This is a genomic window from Amycolatopsis umgeniensis, from assembly GCF_014205155.1.
Taxonomy (GTDB): Bacteria; Actinomycetota; Actinomycetes; order Mycobacteriales; family Pseudonocardiaceae; genus Amycolatopsis; species Amycolatopsis umgeniensis.
The window spans coordinates 6,454,313-6,475,966 of the sequence record NZ_JACHMX010000001.1; the positions used below are offsets into that span (position 1 = coordinate 6,454,313).

Annotated in this window: 22 protein-coding genes and 1 pseudogene; 8 read left to right on the plus strand and 15 right to left on the minus strand. The window is 67.9% G+C overall.

The window, feature by feature from the left end; translation table 11 throughout:
• Nucleotides 1-42 precede the first annotated feature (42 nt).
• The 3 genes from HDA45_RS30190 to HDA45_RS30200 form a co-directional block, all read right to left on the minus strand.
• On the minus strand, nt 43-849 hold the full coding sequence (locus HDA45_RS30190) for a sugar phosphate isomerase/epimerase family protein (RefSeq protein WP_184901009.1): 807 nt from the start codon (nt 847-849) through the stop codon (nt 43-45).
• Nucleotides 849-2,000 (minus strand): dihydrodipicolinate synthase family protein, encoded by a 1,152-nt coding sequence (locus tag HDA45_RS30195; RefSeq protein ID WP_184901011.1) that lies wholly within the window; start codon nt 1,998-2,000, stop codon nt 849-851. Before HDA45_RS30195 ends, HDA45_RS30190 begins: the two co-directional genes overlap by 1 nt.
• A gap of 78 nt (nt 2,001-2,078) precedes the next feature.
• A complete protein-coding gene (locus HDA45_RS30200; protein WP_184901013.1) occupies nt 2,079-3,119 on the minus strand; it encodes a LacI family DNA-binding transcriptional regulator in 1,041 nt (346 codons plus the stop codon).
• A gap of 38 nt (nt 3,120-3,157) precedes the next feature.
• On the opposite strand from HDA45_RS30200, the pseudogene pip reads away from it, so the two are divergent.
• The 4 genes and pseudogenes from pip to lpdA form a co-directional block, all read left to right on the plus strand.
• Nucleotides 3,158-4,096, plus strand: a pseudogene (pip, locus tag HDA45_RS30205) (prolyl aminopeptidase); the annotation flags it as partial.
• Nucleotides 4,097-4,162: 66 nt separating this feature from the next.
• Entirely contained in the window at nt 4,163-4,570 is a 408-nt protein-coding gene (locus HDA45_RS43270; protein WP_425491798.1) for a nitroreductase family deazaflavin-dependent oxidoreductase, read from the plus strand.
• A 63-nt stretch (nt 4,571-4,633) separates the two neighbouring features.
• On the plus strand, nt 4,634-5,404 hold the full coding sequence (locus tag HDA45_RS30210) for a lysophospholipid acyltransferase family protein (protein ID WP_184901017.1): 771 nt from the start codon (nt 4,634-4,636) through the stop codon (nt 5,402-5,404).
• Nucleotides 5,405-5,451: 47 nt separating this feature from the next.
• Nucleotides 5,452-6,837, plus strand: coding sequence for a dihydrolipoyl dehydrogenase (gene lpdA, locus HDA45_RS30215; RefSeq protein ID WP_184901020.1), 1,386 nt, complete (start codon nt 5,452-5,454; stop codon nt 6,835-6,837).
• A 288-nt stretch (nt 6,838-7,125) separates the two neighbouring features.
• Here lpdA and HDA45_RS42870 read toward each other — a convergent pair whose 3' ends face one another.
• The 3 genes from HDA45_RS42870 to HDA45_RS30225 form a co-directional block, all read right to left on the minus strand.
• A complete protein-coding gene (locus tag HDA45_RS42870) occupies nt 7,126-7,335 on the minus strand; it encodes an AMED_5909 family protein (protein WP_281400805.1) in 210 nt (69 codons plus the stop codon).
• Nucleotides 7,336-7,599: 264 nt separating this feature from the next.
• The gene (locus HDA45_RS30220; protein WP_125787591.1) at nt 7,600-7,971 is read right to left on the minus strand and encodes a PH domain-containing protein; all 372 of its coding nucleotides are present in this window, start codon (nt 7,969-7,971) and stop codon (nt 7,600-7,602) included.
• Between the two features lie 28 nt (nt 7,972-7,999).
• A complete protein-coding gene (locus tag HDA45_RS30225) occupies nt 8,000-8,467 on the minus strand; it encodes a hypothetical protein (protein ID WP_184901022.1) in 468 nt (155 codons plus the stop codon).
• Between the two features lie 80 nt (nt 8,468-8,547).
• Here HDA45_RS30225 and HDA45_RS30230 point away from each other — a divergent pair, with 80 nt between their 5' ends.
• The gene (locus tag HDA45_RS30230) at nt 8,548-9,318 is read left to right on the plus strand and encodes an FHA domain-containing protein (RefSeq protein WP_184901024.1); all 771 of its coding nucleotides are present in this window, start codon (nt 8,548-8,550) and stop codon (nt 9,316-9,318) included.
• Nucleotides 9,319-9,335: 17 nt separating this feature from the next.
• On the opposite strand, the gene HDA45_RS30235 is transcribed toward HDA45_RS30230, so the two are convergent.
• The 3 genes from HDA45_RS30235 to HDA45_RS30245 form a co-directional block, all read right to left on the minus strand.
• Nucleotides 9,336-9,632 (minus strand): hypothetical protein, encoded by a 297-nt coding sequence (locus HDA45_RS30235; RefSeq protein ID WP_184901026.1) that lies wholly within the window; start codon nt 9,630-9,632, stop codon nt 9,336-9,338.
• A 76-nt stretch (nt 9,633-9,708) separates the two neighbouring features.
• Nucleotides 9,709-10,794 (minus strand): winged helix DNA-binding domain-containing protein, encoded by a 1,086-nt coding sequence (locus HDA45_RS30240; protein ID WP_184901028.1) that lies wholly within the window; start codon nt 10,792-10,794, stop codon nt 9,709-9,711.
• Nucleotides 10,794-11,927, minus strand: a complete 1,134-nt coding sequence (locus HDA45_RS30245; protein ID WP_184901030.1) for an epoxide hydrolase family protein — start codon at nt 11,925-11,927, stop codon at nt 10,794-10,796. Before HDA45_RS30245 ends, HDA45_RS30240 begins: the two co-directional genes overlap by 1 nt.
• A 63-nt stretch (nt 11,928-11,990) precedes the next feature.
• Between HDA45_RS30245 and HDA45_RS30250 the strand changes: the two genes are divergently transcribed.
• A complete protein-coding gene (locus HDA45_RS30250; RefSeq protein WP_184901032.1) occupies nt 11,991-12,944 on the plus strand; it encodes a helix-turn-helix transcriptional regulator in 954 nt (317 codons plus the stop codon).
• Here the strand turns inward: HDA45_RS30250 and HDA45_RS30255 are convergent.
• Entirely contained in the window at nt 12,922-13,383 is a 462-nt protein-coding gene (locus HDA45_RS30255; protein WP_184901034.1) for a GNAT family N-acetyltransferase, read from the minus strand. The genes HDA45_RS30250 and HDA45_RS30255 overlap by 23 nt on opposite strands.
• Before the next feature lie 100 nt (nt 13,384-13,483).
• On the opposite strand from HDA45_RS30255, the gene HDA45_RS30260 reads away from it, so the two are divergent.
• Nucleotides 13,484-14,395, plus strand: a complete 912-nt coding sequence (locus tag HDA45_RS30260) for an NADP-dependent oxidoreductase (RefSeq protein ID WP_184901036.1) — start codon at nt 13,484-13,486, stop codon at nt 14,393-14,395.
• Nucleotides 14,396-14,408: 13 nt separating this feature from the next.
• Here HDA45_RS30260 and HDA45_RS30265 read toward each other — a convergent pair whose 3' ends face one another.
• Complete coding sequence (locus HDA45_RS30265) at nt 14,409-15,011, minus strand: hypothetical protein (protein WP_184901038.1); 603 nt, start codon at nt 15,009-15,011, stop codon at nt 14,409-14,411.
• 723 nt (nt 15,012-15,734) lie between these two features.
• On the opposite strand from HDA45_RS30265, the gene HDA45_RS30270 reads away from it, so the two are divergent.
• Nucleotides 15,735-16,991 (plus strand): HNH endonuclease signature motif containing protein, encoded by a 1,257-nt coding sequence (locus HDA45_RS30270; protein ID WP_343072190.1) that lies wholly within the window; start codon nt 15,735-15,737, stop codon nt 16,989-16,991.
• Nucleotides 16,992-17,056: 65 nt separating this feature from the next.
• Here the strand turns inward: HDA45_RS30270 and HDA45_RS30275 are convergent, their stop codons facing one another.
• The 4 genes from HDA45_RS30275 to pstC are packed head-to-tail and all read right to left on the minus strand — an operon-like array spanning nt 17,057 to nt 21,580.
• On the minus strand, nt 17,057-18,610 hold the full coding sequence (locus tag HDA45_RS30275) for a substrate-binding domain-containing protein (RefSeq protein ID WP_184901042.1): 1,554 nt from the start codon (nt 18,608-18,610) through the stop codon (nt 17,057-17,059).
• On the minus strand, nt 18,607-19,419 hold the full coding sequence (locus HDA45_RS30280) for a phosphate ABC transporter ATP-binding protein (RefSeq protein WP_378317541.1): 813 nt from the start codon (nt 19,417-19,419) through the stop codon (nt 18,607-18,609). Before HDA45_RS30280 ends, HDA45_RS30275 begins: the two co-directional genes overlap by 4 nt.
• Nucleotides 19,420-19,448: 29 nt before the next feature.
• Entirely contained in the window at nt 19,449-20,591 is a 1,143-nt protein-coding gene (gene pstA / locus HDA45_RS30285; RefSeq protein ID WP_184901046.1) for a phosphate ABC transporter permease PstA, read from the minus strand.
• Complete coding sequence (gene pstC, locus HDA45_RS30290) at nt 20,591-21,580, minus strand: phosphate ABC transporter permease subunit PstC (protein ID WP_184901048.1); 990 nt, start codon at nt 21,578-21,580, stop codon at nt 20,591-20,593. The genes pstA and pstC overlap by 1 nt, the downstream gene beginning before the upstream one ends.
• Nucleotides 21,581-21,654 lie beyond the last annotated feature (74 nt).

Genomic DNA, 21,654 nt, shown 5'->3' on the forward strand with positions numbered 1-21,654 from the left:
CCCGGACAGCGGTCCAAGGGCAGCGGACGCCCCTTACTTTCGTCAGGAAACGTGATCCCGGTACGCCTCGATGGTCTCCGCGAGGACTTCGGCACCGGGACGGCGCCAGAGGTCGGCGTCGAACACCTCGACCTCGATCGGCCCGGTGTACCCGGCGGCCGCGACACAGGCCTTCAGATGACGGTGGTCGATCGGGCCGTCGCCAGGCAGCGCGCGGCCGAGCAGCGTGTCGGTCAACGGCACCTTCTGGTCGCATACGTGGAATCCGGCGATCCGCCCGGCCGCCGCGGCGATCGACTCCTCGATCCGCGGATCCCACCACACGTGGAACTCGTCGACGATCACGCCGACCTGCTCCGCCGGATGCTCCAGCGCGATCGCGAGTGCCTGGTCCACTGTGGACAGCACTGAGCGTTCGGCGCACTGCATGGGGTGCAAGGGCTCCAGACCGAGCCGGACCCCGCGCTCCCCGGCGTAGGGCGCCAGTTCGCCGACGGCGTCCGCGACCCGCTGCCGCGACGACGTCAGGTCGCCGTTCACCCCGCCGACGACCAGGACGAGGACGTCCGCACCCAGCGCGGCGGCCTCGTCGATCGCCTCCCTGGTCTGCGCGACACCGTCCACGGGCGTCCCTTCCGGAGTGATCCCGGTGAAGAAACCGCCACGGCACAACGACGACACGCCGACGTCGTACTCCTTGAGCAGCCGGGCCGTCTCCTCGACGCCGGTCTCGGCGACCTTGTCCCGCCACAGGCCGATCCAGCGGACACCCGTCTCGGCGCAGCCCGCCACGGCCTCCGGCAGCGACCACGCCTTGGTGGTGATCTGGTTCAGGCTCAACCGGTCCATCAGGACACCCCCGCCGCGGCCAGCAACGGCCGCATCCTCGCGACGGCGAGGTCCGGGTCGGCGAGCGCCCCGGCGGCGTCCGCCAGGCGCAGCAGTTCGGCCAGATGCGTGATGGACCGGGCCGATTCGCGGCCCGCGACCATCCGGAAATGCTCCTGGTGCCCGTTGAGGTAGGCGAGGAAGACGACGCCGGTCTTGTAGTTCCTGGTGGGCGCGCGGAAGATCGCCCGGCTCAGCGCCACCGTCGGATCGAGCAGGCCGTGGAAGCCGGCCTTGTCTCCTTCGTCGAGCCTCGCGAGCGCGGCGCCCGCGACCTGTGCGACGGCGTCGAAGATGCCCAGAAGTGCTTCGCTGTGCCCGTATTCGTCCCCGGCGATCAGTTCCGGGTAGTGGAAGTCGTCGCCGGTGTAGCAAACGACGCCTTCGGGCAGCGCGCGGCGGAACTCGGTCTCGATCGACGCGTCGAGTACCGAGACCTTGACCCCGGCGATCACGCCGGCGTGGTCCGCGCAGAGCTTGCCGAGTTCGCGCGCGGCCTCTCGCACGTCACCGTGCCCCCAGTAACCCGCCAGCGCCGGGTCGAACTGCTCGCCGAGCCAGTGCAGCAGGACCGGACGGTCCGCGCCGGAGAGCAGTTTCCCGTACGCGGCATGGTAATCCTCGGGCTCGGACGCCGACGCGGCCAGCGCCCTGCTGGCCATCACGACCGGGATCGCCCCGGCTTCGCCGACCAGGTCCAGCTGCTCACGCCAGGCGTCCACAATGGACTCGGCGGTCGCGTCGCCGCCGGGAAGCTGGTCCGTGCCGACCCCGGCGACCCACGGCCGTCCGTCGGCGAGCGCGCCGGTGCGCCGGATGAGGTCCTTGGTGGTGTCCCAGTCCAGGCCCATGCCGCGCTGGGCGGTGTCCATCGCCTCGGCCACGCCGAGACCGCAGGACCACAGGTGCTCGCGGAAGGCGAGCGTCGTGTCCCAGTCCAGCACCGCGCCTTCTTCGGGATCGGCGACGGCGAGCGGGTCGGCCACCACGTGGGCGGCCGCGTAAGCGATCCGGGAGGTCGGCGGTGATGCCGGTTTCGCGGGCGTTTCCGCCCCTTGCGGCGTCCACTCCGCCAGTCCGCCGTCGGCGGTGGGCAGGGCGATCAAGGTCATCGGGTCTCCGTGGCGCGGGTGCGAGAAAGCGCTTTCTCGGACCACGGTAAGTCACGCCTCGGGACCCGCACAAGGGTTTCAGCGAGCGGGGGAAGCGGTGCTGTCGCGCAGGACGACCTCGCCGGACATGCGCACCACGCGCGGCCGGGTGCCGGGCGAGGCCTTGAGTGCCAGGTCCATGGCCCGTTCGCCGAGCTTCTCCAGCGGCAGCGCGACCGTGCTCAGCGACGGCGTGAGATCGCGCACTACCGGGATGTCGTCGAAACCGGCGATCGAGATCTCGCCGGGGACGGAGACGCCCGCGTCGCGCAACGCCGTCATCGCGCCGATCGCCATCACGTCGGTCACCGCGAACACGCACGTCGGCCACTGGTGCCGCGGCCGGGCGAGCACCTTCTCCATCGCCTCGTAGCCACCGTCACGGGTGAAAGCCGCCTCGGCGACGTCGTCCTCGTGGAGTTCGACGCCGTGCTCCAGCAGTTGCGCGGCGAACCCGTCGAGCCGGTCGACGACGGTGGTCAGACTCCTCGGCCCCGCGAGGACGGCGAACCGCCGGTGCCCCAGCTCCAGCAGGGCCTTCGCCAGTTCGGCGCCGCCACCGCGATTGTCGGGCTGGACGGTGTCCACTTTGAGCCCGCGGTGCCTGCTGACCGCGGCGACGTGCCCGCCGCCGCGCCGGTACGGCTCGAGTTCGGCGGCCATCGCCTTCTCCCACGCCTTGTCCTCGAACGCGGAGCCGATCAGCAGGATGGCCGACGCGCGCTGGGCGCGCAGCGTGGAGACGTAGGCGACCTCCTTGGCCGGATCCCGGAACGTGCTCGCGAGCATCACCAGGAGGTCGTTCTCACTCGCCACCCGCATGACCCCGCCGGCGATCGCGGCGAAATAGGGGTCGCCGACGTCGTGGCAGATCACCCCGACGGTGGGCTGTGAGCCACCGGCCAACGCCTGAGCGTGAGCGTTGGGGGTGTACGAGAGTTCGGCCGCCGCGGCGATCACTCGTTCGCGGAGATCCCCCCGGACGGTGGCGGTGCCGTTGAGTACGCGGGACGCTGTCGCGAGCGACACGTCCGCGGTGCGCGCCACATCTTCCAGCGTCACGTGGGGGCGGGCCTTCATCGATCCTCCAAGCTGGCGTTTGGGGCATAGTGTCGGACATGCTCGGCCTTTACCCGGAAATCGAACCTTACGTCCAAGGGATGTTGCCTGTCGGTGACGGCAATGAGATCTATTGGGAGGAATGCGGCGATCCCGAGGGCAAACCCGTGATCTTCCTGCACGGTGGCCCCGGAGGTGGTTCGAGCCCGAGACATCGCAGACTGTTCGATCCCGAGCGGTACCGGATCGTTCTTTTCGACCAGCGCGGCTGCGGGAACAGTACGCCGAACTGTGCCACGCCGGAGGCGGATCTTTCGGCCAACACGACGTGGCACCTGGTCGCCGACATCGAGCGGTTGCGCGAGCATCTCGACATCGAACACTGGATGGTCTTCGGCGGCTCGTGGGGGAGTGTGCTCGGGCTGACTTACGCGGAAACCCATCCCCAGCGGGTCACGGAACTCGTTCTCCGCGGCGTGGCCACGTTGCGGGTGAAGGAACTGCAATGGCTCTTCGGCGGGGGAGCGGCGTTCCTCTTCCCCGAAGCGTGGTCGCGTTTCCTGGCGCCCGTGCCGTTTTCGCGCCGCCAGGAGAACCTGATCGAGGTCTATCACGAACTCCTGCACCATCCGGATCCCTCGGTGCACGGACCCGCCGCGATCGCGTGGAGCCGCTGGGAAGGCGAAACGGTCAAACTGCGCCCGCAGGCGGAAGTGATCGACGCGTTCAGCGATCCGTCGTTCGCCCTCGCGATCGCGCGGATCGAGAACCACTATTTCCGGCACGGCGGCTGGCTGGCCGAAGACCAGCTGCTGCGTGACGCCGGGAAGCTCCGGGACATCCCGTGCGTTCTCGTCCAGGGACGCTACGACGTGGTCACCCCGGCCATCACCGCCTGGGAACTCAGCCAGGTGCTGCCGAGTGCGGAACTGGTGATGGTCGGCGACTCGGGTCACGCGTTCGACGAACCCGGCACCCTGCACGAGTTGATCAGCGCGACCGACCGGTTCGCGTCAGACTGGCAGGACGCCGGTACACGCCAGGACGAGGAGAGGAACCCAGACATGCTTTTCGGTGACGAGCACGTCCGTCGCTACGAAGAGACCGACGGCGAGGTGGGTCACGACTGGGAGAAGGGCGCGCCTTGTCTCGTCCTCACCACCAAGGGGCGCAAAACCGGCGAGGACCGGAAGTTCGCGCTGATCTACCAGTTCGACGACGAGAACAACCCGGTCATCGTGGCCTCCAAGGGCGGCGCGCCGGAGGACCCGGGCTGGTACAAGAACCTGCAGGCGAACCCCGAGGTCAAAGCCCAGGTCAAGGCGGACAAGTTCACCGCGCGGGCCCGGACCCTCGAGGGCGAGGAGCGGTCGAAGCTGTGGGAGAAGCTCGCCAAGGTCTGGCCGGACTACAACGAGTACGCGAAGAAGACCGACCGTGAGATCCCCGTGGTGGTGCTCGAACGCGTGTGATCCGCGCCGCGTTCGCGCCTGGTTTCAGCCGAACCGGGGCGGGTTCGGCTACGAATTACGTCCATGGCGCTGAGACCTCGTGAACGCTGGACCGCACTGAGCTCCGATTCGGGTGACTTGCTGACGTTCCGCCAGATGATCGCCTTCGGCCGGCGTTTCGCCCGCGCCGGCCGGGGGTTCTGGTTCAGCCTCGCGATCAATGTCGTGTGGCCGTTCCTGGTGCTGTTCACCCGGTTCCGGGTGCGCGGCGGGGAACACCTGCCCGCGTCGGGCGGCTTCCTGGTCGCGTCGAACCACCTCTCGTTCGCCGACCCGACTACCGTCACGGCGTACTGCCTCGCGCACGGGCGCGTGCCGCGCTACCTGGCGAAGGCGAGCCTGTGGGACGCGCCGGTGGTCGGCTCGGTGATGCGCTCGGGCAGGCACATCCCGGTGTACCGCGGGGCGCCCACGGCGTCGGGCGCGTACCGAGACGCCGTCAGCGCCGTGCGTGAGGGCGAATGCGTCGTCATCTTCCCGGAGGCGACCTTCACGGATCACCCGGACGGGTGGCCCATGCGCGGCAAGACCGGGATCGCGCGGATCGCGCTGGAGACCGGCGTCCCGGTGATCCCGCTGGCGAACTGGGGCACGCACCACCTGCTGCCGTCGGACGCGGTGCTCCCGCGCGGCTTCCCCCGCAAGACGGTGAACCTGATCGCGGGTCCGCCGGTGGACCTCTCCGACCTCATGACGCCCTCGCCGTCGCGCGAGGTGCTGGAGGAGGCGACGAAGCGGATCATGACCGCGGTGACCGAGCTGCTGGTCGAGATCCGGGGCTCCCGTCCCGAGTAGGCATTCTCACCCTTCGGACCGTCCCGGTGAGGGGTAGGTTTCGAGGTATGAGCGCACACTATGACGTCGTTGTTCTGGGCGCCGGGGTCGGCGGTTACGTGGCGGCGATCCGGGCGTCGCAACTGGGGCTGAGCGCGGCGGTCGTGGAGGAGAAATACTGGGGCGGGGTCTGCCTCAACGTCGGCTGTATCCCGTCGAAGGCACTGCTGCGCAACGCCGAACTCGCGCACATCGTGACCAAAGAGGCGAAGTCGTTCGGGATCCAGGTCGAAGGGAAGGTCACCTTCGACTACCAAGCCGCCTTCGACCGCAGCCGCAAGGTCGCGGACGGTCGCGTCAAGGGCATGCACTTCCTGATGAAGAAGAACAAGATCACCGAGTACGACGGGCACGGCACCTTCCTCGACGCCAACACCATCGAGGTCAACGGCGAACGGGTCACCTTCGACCACTGCGTGATCGCCACCGGCGCCACCGCGCGCCTGCTGCCGGGCACCACGCGCAGCGACCGCGTGGTCACCTACGAACAGCAGATCATGGAAAACGAACTGCCGGAGAGCATCGTCATCGCCGGCGCGGGCGCGATCGGCGTCGAATTCGCCTACGTGCTGCACAACTACGGTGTGAAGGTGACCATCGTCGAGTACCTCGACCGGATGGTCCCGCTCGAGGACGCCGAGGTCTCCGCCGAACTCGCGCGCCGCTACCGGAAGCTCGGCATCGAGGTGCTGACCTCCACCAAGGTCGAAACGATCGACGACACCGGCGAGCGTGTGCTGGTGACCGTGTCGAAGAACGGCGAGTCCCGCGTCCTCGAAGCGGACAAGGTGTTGCAGGCCATCGGTTTCCAGCCCCGGACCGAGGGATACGGCCTGGACAAGACCGGCGTCGAACTGACCGACCGCGGCGCCATCGCCATCGACTCGCGCGGCCGCACCAACGTCCCGCACATCTTCGCGATCGGCGACGTCACCGCGAAACTGATGCTCGCGCACGCGTCCGAGTCCATGGGCGTCGTCGCCGCCGAGACCATCGCGGGCGCCGAGACCATGGAACTCGACTTCGTGATGATCCCGCGCGCCACCTACTGCCAGCCCCAGATCGCCAGCTTCGGCTGGACCGAAGAACAGGCCCGCGAAAAGGGCTTCGACGTCCAGGTGGCGAAGTTCCCCTTCAGCGCCAACGGAAAGGCGCACGGCCTCGGCGAAGCCGTCGGTTTCGTGAAGATCCTGAGCGACGCTGCGCATGGTGAGCTTTTGGGGGCGCACCTGATCGGGCCCGAGGTGACCGAACTGCTGCCGGAGCTGACCTTGGCGCAGCAGTGGGACCTGACGGTGCACGAAATCTCGCGAAACGTGCACGCTCACCCGACTTTGGGGGAAGCGGTGAAGGAAGCCGTACACGGTCTCGCGGGACACATGATCAACATGTAAGCGCTCGGTCCAGTTGGTCGTGAGTGGTGAGTCGTGTTTCTAATGCGACTTGCTACTCACGACCCACCCGACCCAGCCGGTACTTTCGCGTGCCTGGGTGGACGACACCTGTGATCAGATGGACGACTCGCGTGACCAGACGGACGCCATCCGGCGACGGCCGAGTTCCACCGCGTGTCGTCCACCCAGTCACGTGTGTCGTCCGTCTGATCACGCGAAACCGCCTGGCCGTGGTACTCAAGACACGCTTGGCCCTAACCTGAATCGCCACTCACGACCCCCGTGCGGTCAGGCTGTAGTCGACCGCATCCGTGCGGCTATCTCCTGGGCCTTGCGCTCTTCGTATCCCACCCAGTACTTGAGTTCGTGGTGGCGCCATCGGTCCACTTCGGACACTTCGAGGTACATGCGTGCGTGGGCCTGGTGGAACCTCAGCCACTCCGACATATCCGCTTCCGGTCGACCGCTAGGCCGTCTCCAGGCCGCCAGAGCGATCATGTCGAGGTCGAAGAGCTTGGGAGCCCTGGGTCAACAGGTAGGCGCCCGGTCGCCTCGACGCTGAGCGGCAGTGTTGCGAAAGCCACTTTCGCAACCTTCAACGTTGCGAAAGTGGCTTTCGCAACACCTCGGCCAGCCCAAAGCAACGCAGGTCAGCGCCGGTGGGTCGTGAGTGGCAAAACCCGAATCGCCACTCACGACCCACCGGACCCAACGCCCTCCCGCAGCCAACCTGACGCAAGTAGCCGACCAACGCACCGGAACTTAGAGCGTGTGGGTCGCGATCAGTTGGCCGATCGCCCGGATGTCCGACCCCCGGAACTCCAGCCGCACGTTCCCCAGTCCGCTGAACCAAAGGTCCAGCTCGGCGTCCAGATCGAATGTGCCCGCGGTTTCGATCGAGAAGGCCTGGATCCTGTTGTAGGGCAAGGAAGTGAAGTCCTTCTTCTTGCCCGTCATGCCCTGGACGTTCACCGCGATCAGCCGCTTGTTCGTGAACACCACGAAGTCGCGCACCGCCTTGAATGACGAGATGATCTGTTCCCCGGGGATGATGATCGGCTGCACCGTCGGCGCGATGTCCTTCGGCTTGCACGGCGTGAGCTTGAAGACGGTGTCCTTGGAGAAGTCAATCATGCTCTCCACAGTACGGACGAACGCGACATCAGGTCGCCGGCGTGAGTTTCAGGACCGCCTTGCCGTCCTTGACCGCGGTCACCGTGTACGCGATCCCGTTCGAGGAGCCGCTGCGGCCACTGAACGACGCGCGTGCCCCGCTTGTGAGGGCGGCCGAGATCGTGACACCGTCGGCCGTCACGGCGTCGACAGCGAAGTAGGTGACGCGTAGCCGGGCTTCGAAGGCGATTTTGTCTTTCGGCTTCACGATGACTTCGCAGTCGCCGTCCCGGCAGGACTTGAGGTCGGTGCCCTGCGCCGCTACCAGGGGGCCATCCGGGTGGGCGACACCCGACGACGAAACAGGGGCGGGCGACGACGAGGACACGGTGGCGGGAGAGGACACCGGGGCGGGCGACGAGGTGGGCGGTGGCGAGGCGGGCGGGGTGTCCGATCCGCAACCGGCCAGGGCCGCGGCGGACACGAGCAGGAAGCCGGCCACACGCTGAGTAGACATATGCTGAACGTAAAGCGACGGCGCGGGGACCCCTCCCCGGCGGCGTCTCGCATACTGCCGGGGACAGGAGGTAGGCACGAATGAAGCGGCTCACCACGACGCACGAAAGCCTGGCGCTCGGCGTGCCCCAGTCGGCTCCCGGTGCGGTGTTCGCCCTGACGCTCGCGGGTGGCGTGTCCGTCGACCCGGACGAGGGCGGCGAGATCTCCTTCGGGCGCAACCGGCCGCAGGTCGACGTCTGTGTGGGGGAGAACGATCTGCAGGTCAGCCGCAGGCACGGGATCTTGAACTTCACCGGCGGGCACTGGTGGGTCAGCAACACCGGCCAGTTGCCCATCCGGCTGCCGAACTCGCGCTGGCTGTCCCAGGGCGAGGACCCGATCCCCCTGTCGGATGGCTACACGCCGCTGTTCGTCCGTGGCTCGGGCAGGCGGGAGCACCTGCTCGAGTTGTACGTCGCGGGTCCCGACGGCGGCCAGCCAGCCACCCGGCACGGTGACGTCACCGTCCCGCCCCGCCGCTGGCGCCTCAGCGCGGAGGAACGGCTGGTCCTGGTCGTCTTCGGTCAGCGCTACCTTCTGCACGACCTCAACCCGCAGCCGCTGTCCCGTCAGCACACGGCCGAGATGCTCGCCGAACTCCGCCCCGACGAGACGTGGACCAGCCGCCGCGTCGAGCACGTCGTCATCGACGTGCGGGCGCGGTTGTCCGCCGGCGGCGTTTACGGCTTGCGGCGCGAGGAGGTCGGCGAACCGGTCGGAAACGCGTTGAACGACAACCTGTTGCGGGAGCTGGTGCTCTCCACCACCCTCGTCCCGCCGGATCTCGCCCTGCTCGACGCGCTCGACTGAGCGTCCACAGAGGACGCTCAGCGCACGCCTTCCATCGCCGCCTTCGCGACGGCGCTGTCCTCATCCGCCTTGGCGGCCACCTTGACCAGTGCCGCCGTCGCCTGATCCCGGCTTTCCTCGGCCTTCACCCGCCCCGCCGAAGCCGCGTTCACCCCGAAGAAGGCGCCCACCACCGTGCCGATCACCGTCCCCGCCGCGGTGATCACCGCCGTGACGTCCGAAGTGTTCGGGTACCGCATGACCGCCGCCACCGCGATGACCGCCAGCGCGCCCAGCCCCGCCAGCACCGTCAAGAATCCGTAGTTCCTGCTCATTGCCCGCTCCCTTCAGGCTTCTTGCGGCCTTGCTTCGCCCGAACGGCGCCCATCGTTACGGCAAAAGGCCGGACTGTTATCCGCCGATGCCGAAACGTACGTCGTGGCTCTGTTCCGGCACTACGAATTCCAGCAGCCGGGTGCCCTCTTCGGCGATCGATTCCTGATCGCGCAGGGGCTTCCGGGATTCGATCGTCAGGGTCGCCCCTCCGATCGCCCAAATGGCCAGGAATTCGCCGTCGACGAGCAGCGTGCCCTTGCGGCCCCCGGAACCCGGCGGCAACGGCACTCGGCGGCCATCCGGGATCACACGGGCACGGTTGGCATGGGAGAGCAGGACGTTGTCGTACTCAGGCAGGAACCGAGGCGGTGCCGGGGTTTCCGGATCGGGCCGCGGCGCGTCGGGGAGATCGAACAGTTCCTTCCCTTCGGTGTCGGTGAAGGTGAGCAGCCGTGGGCGGAGCCGTTCGAAGACCTCCTTGAGCTTGGTGAGTCCCGACCAGACCTGCGCGTCCCGGACGGTCGCCGGGCCGAACGCGGTGAGGTAGCGCAGCACCAGATCGTCGAGGGAGATGCCGTCCGCGATCGGTTTGCCGACCCACTCGTCGAGCAGGGAGAACGCGACCGGCCCCTGCTGACCCCACAGTCCCCGCGGCGTCACGTGCGCGAGGGGGAGAAGGCTGTTGACCGCGTAGGCGAGGGTGGGCTGGTCCGCGTCGGGCCACCGGTCCGCCAGCGCGGTCCGGATCTCGGCGCGCGTGCGGGGCCGCTCTTCCAGCAGCGCCCGCCCCGCCTCGGTGATCGCGACGAGATCGAGACCGGCGACCTCCTTCGAGTAATGACCGAGGAAACCTCGTTCGACCACGGGTTTGATGGTCGGCCACAGCGCGAGACCGTCTTCGGCCGTCACCAGGTGCACTGTGCCCCGCATCAGCGTCGACCGGACGACCTCTCGAGCGGCCATCGGTCTCGCCAGCTCGTCCGCTTCGAAGTCTCGCAACCGCGACCAGAGGCCGACGTAGGACGCGTCGGGCGCTTGCGCTTGGAGGCCCGCCAGCCGCTCGATCGCGCTGACGGCGGGGAGGCCGGAACGCTCCAGCAGGAGCTGCCGGGCCAGGGTCGCGCGGTTGAGCGCTCGCGGGCTCAGGATCTGCGTCGTCATCAGCGGAGTTTGCCAAAGTAGGTGCGGAGGTCTTCGGCGAGCAGGTCGGGGACCTCCATCGCCGGGAAGTGGCCGCCGGTGTCGTGTTCGGTCCAGTGTTCCACCGGGCCGTCTTGGAGGCTTCGGATCGTGGTGTCCCCGGCGAAGACGGCGATGCCGAGCGGCGGGCCGGCGGGTGTTTCGCCGTCACTGTCCCAGCCGCCCTGTGACATCTGCCGATAGATCTGCATGCCTTCGTACATCGCGTGCGCCGAGGACGCGCCCGCGCCGGTGAACCAGAACAGGCTCACCGACGCCAGCAGGTGATCCAGGTCGACGGCGTCCTCCGGCAGCTTCTTGGCGGGGTCGGTCCATTCGGCGAACTTCTCCACGATCCACGCGAGCTGGCCGACTGGAGAGTCGTTCAGTGAATACGCCAGCGTCTGCGGCCTGGTCGACTGAAGGTGAAGGTAGCCGATCCCGTCGAGCTGTCTCTGGTTGAACTGTTCGGCCCGGTCACGGTCCTCGCCGGACAGCCCGTCGAGGTCCAGTGCGGGGCCGAGCGGCATGGCGGCGCCGGTGCCGGTCAGGTGCACGCCGACCACGCGATGCGGGGCGATCACCCCGAGGATGCTCGCGACCCCGGCACCCGCGTCGGTGCCATGGACACCGAAGCGCTCGTAGCCGAGGCGGTCCATCAGCGTGGTCCACGCCTGGGCGACGCGGAACAGGTTGCCCCAGCCTGGCCCTTCTGAGATCGAGAAACCGTAGCCGGGCAGCGACGGGATGACGAGGTGGAACTCGCCGCCCAGCGAGTCGATGAGCTCGCGGAATTCGAAGGGCGAGCTCGGCCAGCCGTGCGTGAGGAGCACCGGCAGCGCGTCCGGGTCGGCGGCGCGGACGTGCAGGAAGTGCACGGTCTGGCCGTCGATCTCGGTGGTGAACTGCGGGATCTCGTTGAGCTTCGCTTCCTGGGCCCGCCAGTCGAAGCCGCCGGCCCAGTACTCGGCCAGCCCCTTGAGATAGGAGACGGGGACGCCTCGGCTCCAGTCTCCGGTGACCTCGCGCGGCCAGCGGGTCCGGCTCAGGCGGTCCTTGAGGTCGTCCAGCTCGGTCTGGTCGATGGCGATGCGGAAGGGCTTGATTTCGTTCATGAGAGCTACGCTAGAAGCAATTGCGGAAAGGATCGTTCCGCGATTGCGGACAAGGTGGAATCCATGGCGGAAACTTCGGCGAGACTGCTGCGGCTCCTGTCGCTGCTGCAGGCGAAACGTGTGTGGACAGGCCCGGAACTGGCGGACCGGCTCGACGTCACGACCAGGACCATCCGCAACGACGTCGAGCGGCTGCGCGGTCTCGGCTATCCGGTCGATGCCACGCCGGGCGTCTCGGGCGGCTACACCTTGGGAGCCGGCGCGGCCATGCCGCCGTTGCTGCTCGACGACGAGGAGGCCGTCGCGGTGGCGATGGGCCTGCGCACGGCCGCGGGCGGGACGATCGCGGGGATCGAGGAGACGTCGGTCCGCGCGCTGGCGAAACTGGAGCAGGTGCTGCCCTCGCGGCTGCGGCGCCGTGTCGAGGCGCTGAATTCCGCGACGCTCGCCGTGCGGGGCGGCGGCCCCACCGTCGAAGCCGAAGTGCTCACGGTCATCGCCAACGCCTGCCGTGACCGCGAGACCCTGCGGTTCGATTACGTGGGGCACGACGGATCCGAGACGCGGCGACAGGTCGAGCCGCACCGGGTGGTGCACATGAGCCGCCGGTGGTACCTCGTCGGCTGGGACGTCGACAGGCAGGACTGGCGGACCTTTCGCGCGGATCGGGTGCGGCCGCGTACTCCCCACGGGCGACGGTTCGACCAGCGTGAACCACCCGAAGGCGGCGTGATCGCCTATCTGCAGCGCGGCGTGGGCGCGGCACTGTGGCGGCACCACGTGACGATCCGGGTGCACGCCGCGGCGGCCGGAGTCGCGGCCAAGGTGCCGCCCGCCGTCGTGGTCGAAGCCATCGACGAGCGGACCTGCCTGCTCAAGGCCGGTGCGGACACGCTCGACTACCTGGCGCTCTACCTGGGCATGCTCGACACCGACTTCGACGTCGTCGACTCGCCGGAGTTCGCCGGGCATCTGCGCAAACTGATCGGCCGGTTCAGCCGCGCGGTGGACGCTTGACGTCGAAGACCAGCTCCGGACGCTCCCAAGTGACCTTCGGCGGGCTGGGCGGGATGACACCGACGCGACGCGCGCCCATCCGCTCGTAGAACCCGGCCGCGGGCGGGTGGGAGACGACCCGGATTTCGGTCATGCCGAGGTCCGCGGCCTGCCCGAGCATATGCTCGACCAGCCACGCGCCGATGCCGGTGCCCTGGGCGGAATCGGCGACGAACAGCAGATCCAGCTCGGCCGGGTACTCGATCAGGCTGTAGAAGCCCACCACGTCACGCTGCGCGTGGGCGACGAACGCGGGATGGGTGGCGAGGTAGTCCTCGGTGACCCGGTAATCCTCGAGTATCGACGCGTACTCCCCTTGGTAGGCGGCGGATTCGTGCACCAGTGCCGTGATCCTGACGGCGTCGGAAGCGCTTGCCCTGGAGATGCGGTAGCTCGTCACTCCCGAAGCTTAGAACGTCACACCGACAACTCTTGACCTCCAGTTAAGTGGAGAGATGAGGCTGGGTTCCGACAGCAGGGGAACGAACTGGAGGAACAAGATGAAAGCGGCCGCGTTCACGGAAGCCGGTGGCCCGGAAGTGCTCCGGGTGCTGGAGCTGGAGGAGCCGCACGCCGGGGCGGGAGAGGTCCGGGTGCGGGTGAAGGCGGCGGGGGTGCAGCCGTACGACGCGGCCGTTCGGGCGGGCTGGGAACCCACGGGGCTCGAGCTGCGTTGGCCGCGTGTCCCGGGGAACGAGTTCGCCGGGGTCGTCGACGAGGTCGGTTCCGGGGTTACCGGCCTCGTCGCGGGGGCCGAGGTGCTCGGCTTCACCGCCGTACAGGCGTACGCCGAGTACATCGTGGTGCCCGCGGAGAACGTCACGCCGAAGCCGCCGGAGATGCCCTGGGAGGTCGCGGGCGGTTTCACGGCCGGGACGCAGACGGCGTACCTGGCGCTGGACTCCCTGCGGGTCGCCCGCGGCGAGACGCTGCTGGTCCATGGCGCGGCGGGTGCGGTGGGCACGGCCGCCGTCCAGCTCGCCGCGCTGCGCGGCGCGCGGGTCATCGGCACGGCGAGCGAGGCGAACCAGGAGTACGTCCGTTCCCTCGGCGCCGAACCGCTGGTCTACGGCGACGGTCTCGCCGATCGCGTGCGTGCCCTCGCGCCGTCCGGTATCCATGCCGCGCTGGACGGGGCCGGCGGTGTCGCGTTCGACCTTTCGCTGGAGCTGGTCGGGAATCCGGACCGCGTGCTCACCCTGGTCGACCACGCCCGCGCGCCCGAGGCGGGGGCGAGGGTGGTCACCGGAACGCGGTCGGCGGAGCGGTTGGGCATGCTGGCGTCGTTGTACGCCAAGGGGGAGCTGCGGTTCCTGGTGCGGCGGACGTACCCGTTCAGCGAGGCCGCGGCGGCGCATCGGGAGATCGAGACCGGACACGGGCGCGGGAAGGTCGTGCTGACCTTTCCGTGAGGGTGGGGCTCGGTCAGGGACAGGAAACGCTGACGATCTTGATGGCCACCTTGGTCTTCGAAGACGACGTCGAAAGGACGGAGCGGTGCATGGTCACGCTCGTTCCGACGAAGCTGAGCGTGTCGGTGATCGTGCCGGACTTGTCCCCGGTGATGTCGTAGGTCATCGAGCACGTTCCGTGGCTCAGCATGGCGTCCGCGGTGCCTTTGTAGCTCACGGCGGGTTCGACGACCACGACGCATCCGGCCGAACCGAAACATTGTTTGGAGTAGGTCTTCGGTTCCAGGGTGAAATCGGCGGGGGTCAGTGGTGGCGGGCTGGTCGTCGTCGGTGCCACGTAAGCGGGTGGGGTCGTGCGTGTGGTGCTTTCGTAGGAACCATCGGCCAGAACCCAGCCGTTGACGCCTTGGCAAGGCGGTTTCAGATCCGGGCTCTTGCAGGGTGACGAGGTCGATTTCGCGGCGCTCACGGGCTTGGGATTTCCGTCGCGTTCGTTGCCGAGCAGTACGAGGACCAAGGTGGTCGAGAGTGCGGCGACGGCGATGGCAGTACCGAGAAACCACGGCCAGCGTCGAGGTTTCGCCGGGTATGCGGATGGTTCGGGTGGGATGTACATGGTGCTCTCCCGCTTTGTGGTGGAACTTGCGGGATGAACTCGTCAGTCCTGCGTGAGGTGTTACGCCGCAGCTAGTCGACTAACTGCGGCTATCTCACGTCGGGTAGTAGCACCGTTCTGACGGATTCACCCGTCAGTGGTGAATGTTCCGGTTGCGTTGTTGCCTAAAATTCCGACCGGGACGCGACTGGATCGGCGACGGGGAGCTTCTGCTCACTGTTCTGGATGATGGCGTCGGGTAATCACATGTCTCGTGCCCGAATCAGGGCTCACCTGGGGCGGCTCCGGTTCCCCGTCCTCGACCTGCCCAGCGACGAGATCGTCGAACAAGTGCCAGGCTGACGTTTGATCTCACACCAAGTAACAGCATCATTTTGACGGATTCGCCCGGCGGTGGTGACTGTGGCGGTTGTGTTGTTGCTTAAAATTCCGACCGGGACGCGACTGGATCGGCGACGGGGAGCTTCTGCTCACTGCCCTGGATGAAGGCGTCGGGTAATCACATGTCTCGTGCCCGAACCAGGGCTCACCTGGGGCGGCTCCGGTTCCCCGTCCTCGACCTGCCCAGCGACGAGATCGCCGAACAAGCGCCAGGCTGACGTTTGATCTCACGCCAAGTAGCAGCGTCATTTGACGGATTCACCCGGCGGTGGTGAATGTGCCGGTTGTGTTGTTGCTTAAAATTACGAACACCTGTTCGACAGAATGCGGTATTGTTGTGGGGTGTCCGAGACCTTTCTCCCCGAGTTGCCGCAGGAGTTGTGGCGTGCTGGCAAGCTGGAGCTTGCTCATGGCGTGCTGCAGTTCCTGCAGCTGATGCGGATCGCCTCCGCCGGTCTGGGGCGGTATCTGGCGGAGGTCGAGTCCCGGGGCGCGAAAGACCTCTACGGCTACGGTTCCACGGCGGCGTGGTTCGCTGATGTGGCCGGGTTGTCGCGGGGTGAGGCCGGTCCGATCGTGAGTCAGGCGATCGCGCTGAACCCGACGCGTTCGTTGGACGGCTCGGAGGTTCCGGCGGTCGCTCCCGCGACCGGTGCGGCTGCCGCCGAGGGCGCTATCGGAAGTGAACGGATCAAGCAGATCCTGGAGATCCTGGCCAAGATCCCGCCGGGCACCTCGGTCGAGGATCGGGAGTGCGCGGAGAAGACCCTCGCCGATCTGGCCCGCGACGCCGGGCCCCGGCAGGTGTCGAAGCTCGGGGACAACCTGCTCGCCTGGCTCGACCCCGACGGCAACGAACCCAAAGACCCCGAACCCAAACAACCCTGTCGTGAAGTCACCCTGGAACGGCGCAAGGACGGGTTCTGGAAGCTGAACGGCCTCCTCGACGACGAACTCGGTGCCCGCACCGCCGCCCTCGAGGCCTACGCAGCACCACGCCCGGCCGATGAGTGCGGCCAAGCCGATATACGCACCAAAGCTGAACGCCAGGGCGACGCGTGGGCTGAACTCCTGGACTTGGCGGTCGCGTGTCCCGATCAGCCCGGAACCAACGGCTACCGCACCCTGATCCACGTGACCATCGGGCTCGAGGAGTTGAAAACTGGGCTCGGCACCGCGTGTGTGGACTTTGTCGGAAAGATGACCGCCCGCGAGGCGCGGATGGCCGCGTGCGATTGCCTGATGTTGCCGATCGTGATGAACGCGGCGGGTGAGCCGTTGGATGTGGGGCGGTTGAAGCGGTTCGTCACCCCCGCGCAACGCCGAGCCCTCAACATCCGCGACAGAGGCTGCGCCTTCCCCGGCTGCCATCGACGGCCCAGGAACTGCCACGCCCACCATATTGATCACTGGGCAGACGGCGGGCCCACGGATCTCCGGAACCTGGTGTTGCTCTGCGGGTTCCACCACCGCCTGATTCACCACGGCGACTGGCAAGTCCGCATGGCAGCCGACGGGTTACCGGAGTTCATTCCGCCTCAGTATCTGGACCCGCTACAACGAGCCCGGCGCAACACCCTCCACCGCGCCCACGCCTGACCCGAGAAGCCCGCCACCCCCACCGGCGACGGGCCCCTCGGCATGCTCACCTACCGAAGCCTGCCTCAGGTCCTCCGCAGCTTGCGGATCACCCCGCGCACCACCAACGGTGCCACGATCGCCACGAACAACACCAGCGCCGCCCAGCCCCCGAAGCCGCCCAAGCCGCCTTCGTCGTAGGCCGCGGGTGCGGCCTCTCGCCAGTTCTTCGAGCCGCCGCCCGCGGACTCTTCGTCGGGGCCCGCTGTCGCGGTCGCGGTCTTGTCGCCACTGGCCGGACCCGCGCTGGGACCGGCGGAAGCGCTGGGACCCCCGGCCCCGGGACCGGCCTTGGGTTTGCCGTTCGGGTTCAGGATCCCGGCGGTCACCAGCGGGTCGGGCGGACTGCTGGCGCCCGCCCCGAGGCTGCCGCGGAAGGTCGGGTTGCCGCAGTTGCCCGCGTTCAGCTGTTTCGGCGGCTGCCCCGTGAGCCGTGAATTGGAGTGCATGATCTCCTGCGACAGGTTCGGCGGCAGTGGCGAATAGCCGATCCGGGCCATGTTGATCTGGCCGTCGCAGGCGACGTGTTCGAGGAACGCTGTCATCGTGTCGGTCTTGCCCTGATCGCCGTAGCCGCCGCGGCAGGTGTCCCGGCCGGTCGTGCAGGGCATCATGATGTAGGAATACGCCGAAATCGGGTACGTCTTCGGGTCGGCGTTCGAGTAGACCTTGTCGAGTTTCTGGCTGAGGTCCGGGCGGAGTTCCGCGAACTTCAGCGCGGACGCGATGTTCTCCGCGTAAGGCTGGGTGTACTGACCGGCGCCGTTCTGCACCCACGCCGACGGCACGTTGTGACGTTGCGCGTAGGCGAATTCGTCGTAGGCGATGGAGAACGGGATGGTCGCTTTGCCGATGGCCTGCGCGATCTGGTCCGAGTCCGCGAGCAGCCGGTACCAGTCGGCGTCCGGTCCGCGCTCGGGCAGCTGGATCGGGCGCACCCCGGAGGGCAGGCTCCCCATCCCGTTGCCGACATTGCGGGAGACGAAGCGCTGGTACGCGTCGGGCGCCGCATACGCGATGAAGTCGTAGAACAGCGCCGTCGTCCCGGACTGCCCGGTTCGCCCGACCAGCGTGATGGGCTGGTCCGGCAACGACTTCCCGCCGTTGGTCGCGGTGATCGCCGGATCGCTCCAGCGGGTGATGTCCCGGCTGAAGATGCGGCCGATCACTTCGCGGGTCAGGTGCAGGTAGTCGACCCGCTTCCCGGCCTGGTCGGTCACGTTGTACATGACGGCGACGGCGCCGGCGACGTCCGGGACGTACTGGTAGCCGCGGGTCTGCGCGGTCACCCCGCCACCGCCCGCCGCGAGGAGCGAGGAAACCTCGGCTTCGGTCCCGCCGAAGTCGACCGTCCGGTCGCCGTACTGGTTGACCCCGGCAGGTGAGTTGGTGGCCGAATAGTTCACCGGGATACCGCGTGACGTCGCGCCGTTCTGCCAGTCCGTCATCGCGACGCCGACATAGCTGGACCCGGAGCCGGTGACCCTGCTGAGCGCCGCCGCACCGGGCGCGCCGGCCAGCGAGACCGCCAGCAGCAGCGCCGAGACCCCGCCCAGCGTGACCAGTCTGCTCGCCGTCATCCGAATCGCCCGTTCACGTAGTCGAAGGTGCGTTCATCCGAAGGCGCGTTGAAGATCGTGTCCGTCGGACCGTGTTCGATCACCCGGCCGGGTTCGTTCTCGGCCGCGAGGAAGAACGCGCAATGATCCGAAACCCGTTGTGCCTGCTGCATGTTGTGCGTGACGATCACGACGGTCACCTCATGCCCGATCTCGGCGATCGTCTGCTCGATCCGCCGGGTGGACGTCGGGTCGAGGGCGGAGCACGGCTCGTCCATCAGGAGCACGTTCGGCTGGACCGCGAGAGAGCGGGCGATGCAGAGCCGCTGCTGCTGTCCGCCGGACAGGGCGCCGCCGGGGGAGCTCAGCCGGTCGCGGACCTCGCGCCACAATCCGGCGCGCTCGAGACTCTGTTCCACGAGCGCGTTCTTGTCGTCGCATTTGACACCGGCGAGTTTGAGCCCGGCGAGCACGTTGTCCCGGATGGACATCGCCGGGAACGGGTTCGGCTTCTGGAACACCATGCCGATGCGCAGCCGGACCTGCTGGGGCCGGGTTCCGTCGGCGTAGATGTCCTGGCCGTCCAGCAGGACTTCGCCGGTCAGGGACGCCGACGGCACGAGTTCGTGCATCCGGTTGAGGATGCGCAGGAAAGTCGACTTGCCGCAGCCCGACGGGCCGATCAGCGCGGTCACCTCCTTGGCGGGCATCCGCAACGACACGCCTTCGAGGACCAGCCTGTCGCCGAACCAGGCGCCGATCTCCCGCGACTCGAGCGTGGCCGCACCGGGCGGGGGACCGCCGGTCAAGGTGACCTGAGGCCTGCTGATGTCCACATCGGACAGTTCGGTGGTGTCGGTCACCGGTTCTCCTGTGTTCTCAAGGTCTTCTTCGAACTCTTGGCCTTGCGCTTCGAACGATCACGACCGACGAACCTGGCGATCGCGAACAGGCTGAAGATGAGCAGGATCAGCACGAGCGCGCCGACGTAGCCGCGCTGCTGGACGTTCTCCAGCGGCTGCTTGATGAAGCGGTAGATGAACAGCGGGATGCTCTCCTGTGGAGCGGAGAACGGGTTGGCGTTCATCGCGAGCGAGCCGAACGAGGTGAACAGCAGCGGTGCCGTTTCCCCCGCCACCCTGGCGATGCCGAGGATGACGGCGGTGGTGACACCGGTCCGCGCGGTGGGCAGGACCACCGACCACACCGTCCGGGCCCGGCTCGCGCCGAGCGCCAGCGACGCCTCGCGCAGGCCGTCGGGCACCAGCCGGAGCACCACGTCCACGGTCCGCGTCACCGTCGGCAGCATGACCATCGTCAACGCCAGTGTGGCCATCAAACCGTTGTAGCTGAACAATCCCACGCCCGCCTGGATACCGGGGATGATCAGCGCCGCGTAGATGAACAGACCGGCCACGATGGACGGGAGACCGCTCATCGCGTCGACCATGATCCGCACCGGGCGGCGGAACCGGGACCGGGTCTCGTTGAGGAAGATCGCGGTGAGCAGGCCCAGCGGGACGACGAACACCAGGGTCAGCGCGGTCTGCTGGAGGGTGCCGACCACCGCGTGCAGCCCGCCGGTCGCGGTGACCGGATCGGTCGGCGCGACCTCGGACATGTCGTGGGTGAAGAAACCCAGGCGCAGGTAGGGCGCGCCCTCGATCACGATGTAGGTCAACAGGAACAGCAACGGGACGAGCAGCGTGAGCGCTCCGGAGACCACGATGGTCGAGACGATCCGGTCCGACGCGGCCAGCTTGCCCAGCCGGTCTCGCGTGACCAGGTAGAGCATCGCCAGGTACAGCAGGTAGGCGACGATCAGATCCGCCAGCCAGCCGGGGGATTCCAGCAGCAGGTGCATGACGAACCAGGTGAGCAACGTGGCCGACACCGCGCAGCCGAGCGCCGCCAGCCTGTCGTGGCGGGTGGTCTCCGACGGACGGCGTTTGACGAGTTTGCGCGGGCCTGACGTGACCGGGGGAGTGAGTGTCGTGGTCATCAGGCATCCACTCCCGCACCGGACCGGCTCTTCGAGATGATCACGGACGCGGTGAAGTTCGTGGCCAGCGTGAAGAGGAACAGCACCAGGCCCGCGGCCATCAGCCCGGACAGATAGAGCCCGGACGCGCCCGAGTTGTTCGCGATGAACCCGGAGATGGTCGCGCCGCCGAACTGCAGGACGTGTTGCGCGATCTCCGGAACCTGGGGCAGCAGCAGGGAAACGGCGATCGTCTCGCCGAGCGCGCGGCCGAGTCCGAGCATCGAACCGCCGATGATCCCGCCCCGGCCGAACGGCAGCATGACGGTTTTGACCATGCCCCAGCGGGTGCTGCCCAGAGCGAGCGCCGCTTCCTTTTCACCGGGCGGGGTCTGCGCGAACACCTCGCGGATCACCGAGGTCGTGATCGGGAGGACCATCAGGGAGACCACCAGTCCGGCGATGAACATGGACTGGATGTACAGCGTGTTCTCCTTGGCCGCGAACGGCGGGAACCAGCCGAGGTTCTCGGTCAGCCACTGCGAAACCGGCACGATCTGCGGTCCGAGGAAGCTGAATCCCCACAGGCCGTACAGCAGGCTGGGGATGGCGGCGAGCAGGTCGACGAGGCCGGTGAGGAAGCCGCGGACCCGTCCGCTGGAGTACTCGGTGATGAACAGCGCCGCGAGGATGCTCAGCGGGACGGCGATCAGGACGGCGATGAGCGCGACCACCACCGTGCCGTAGAGCAGGCCCAGGACACCGAGTACGCCGGAGGCCGGATCGAACCGGATGGTGCCGAAGAAGCCGAATCCGCTGTTCTCGAAGGCTGGTCCGGACCGATACACCAGGAAGAAGCCGATGACCAGGAGGATGCCCAGCATGGTCAGCCCGGCGCCGGTGGTGACCCGGCGGAACGCCCGGTCGGCCCGGGAAAGGACTTCGGTGATCGCCCGCCGCACCGGTGCTCCCGGTGGGGACGGGTCGGGCCGGGGTGGCGCGACGGTCACGAGCGGCCTTCCTTCGTCTCGGTGAGCAAGGGAATTGAGGGCACACCACGTCGCCCCTCGATGCGGCCAGTATG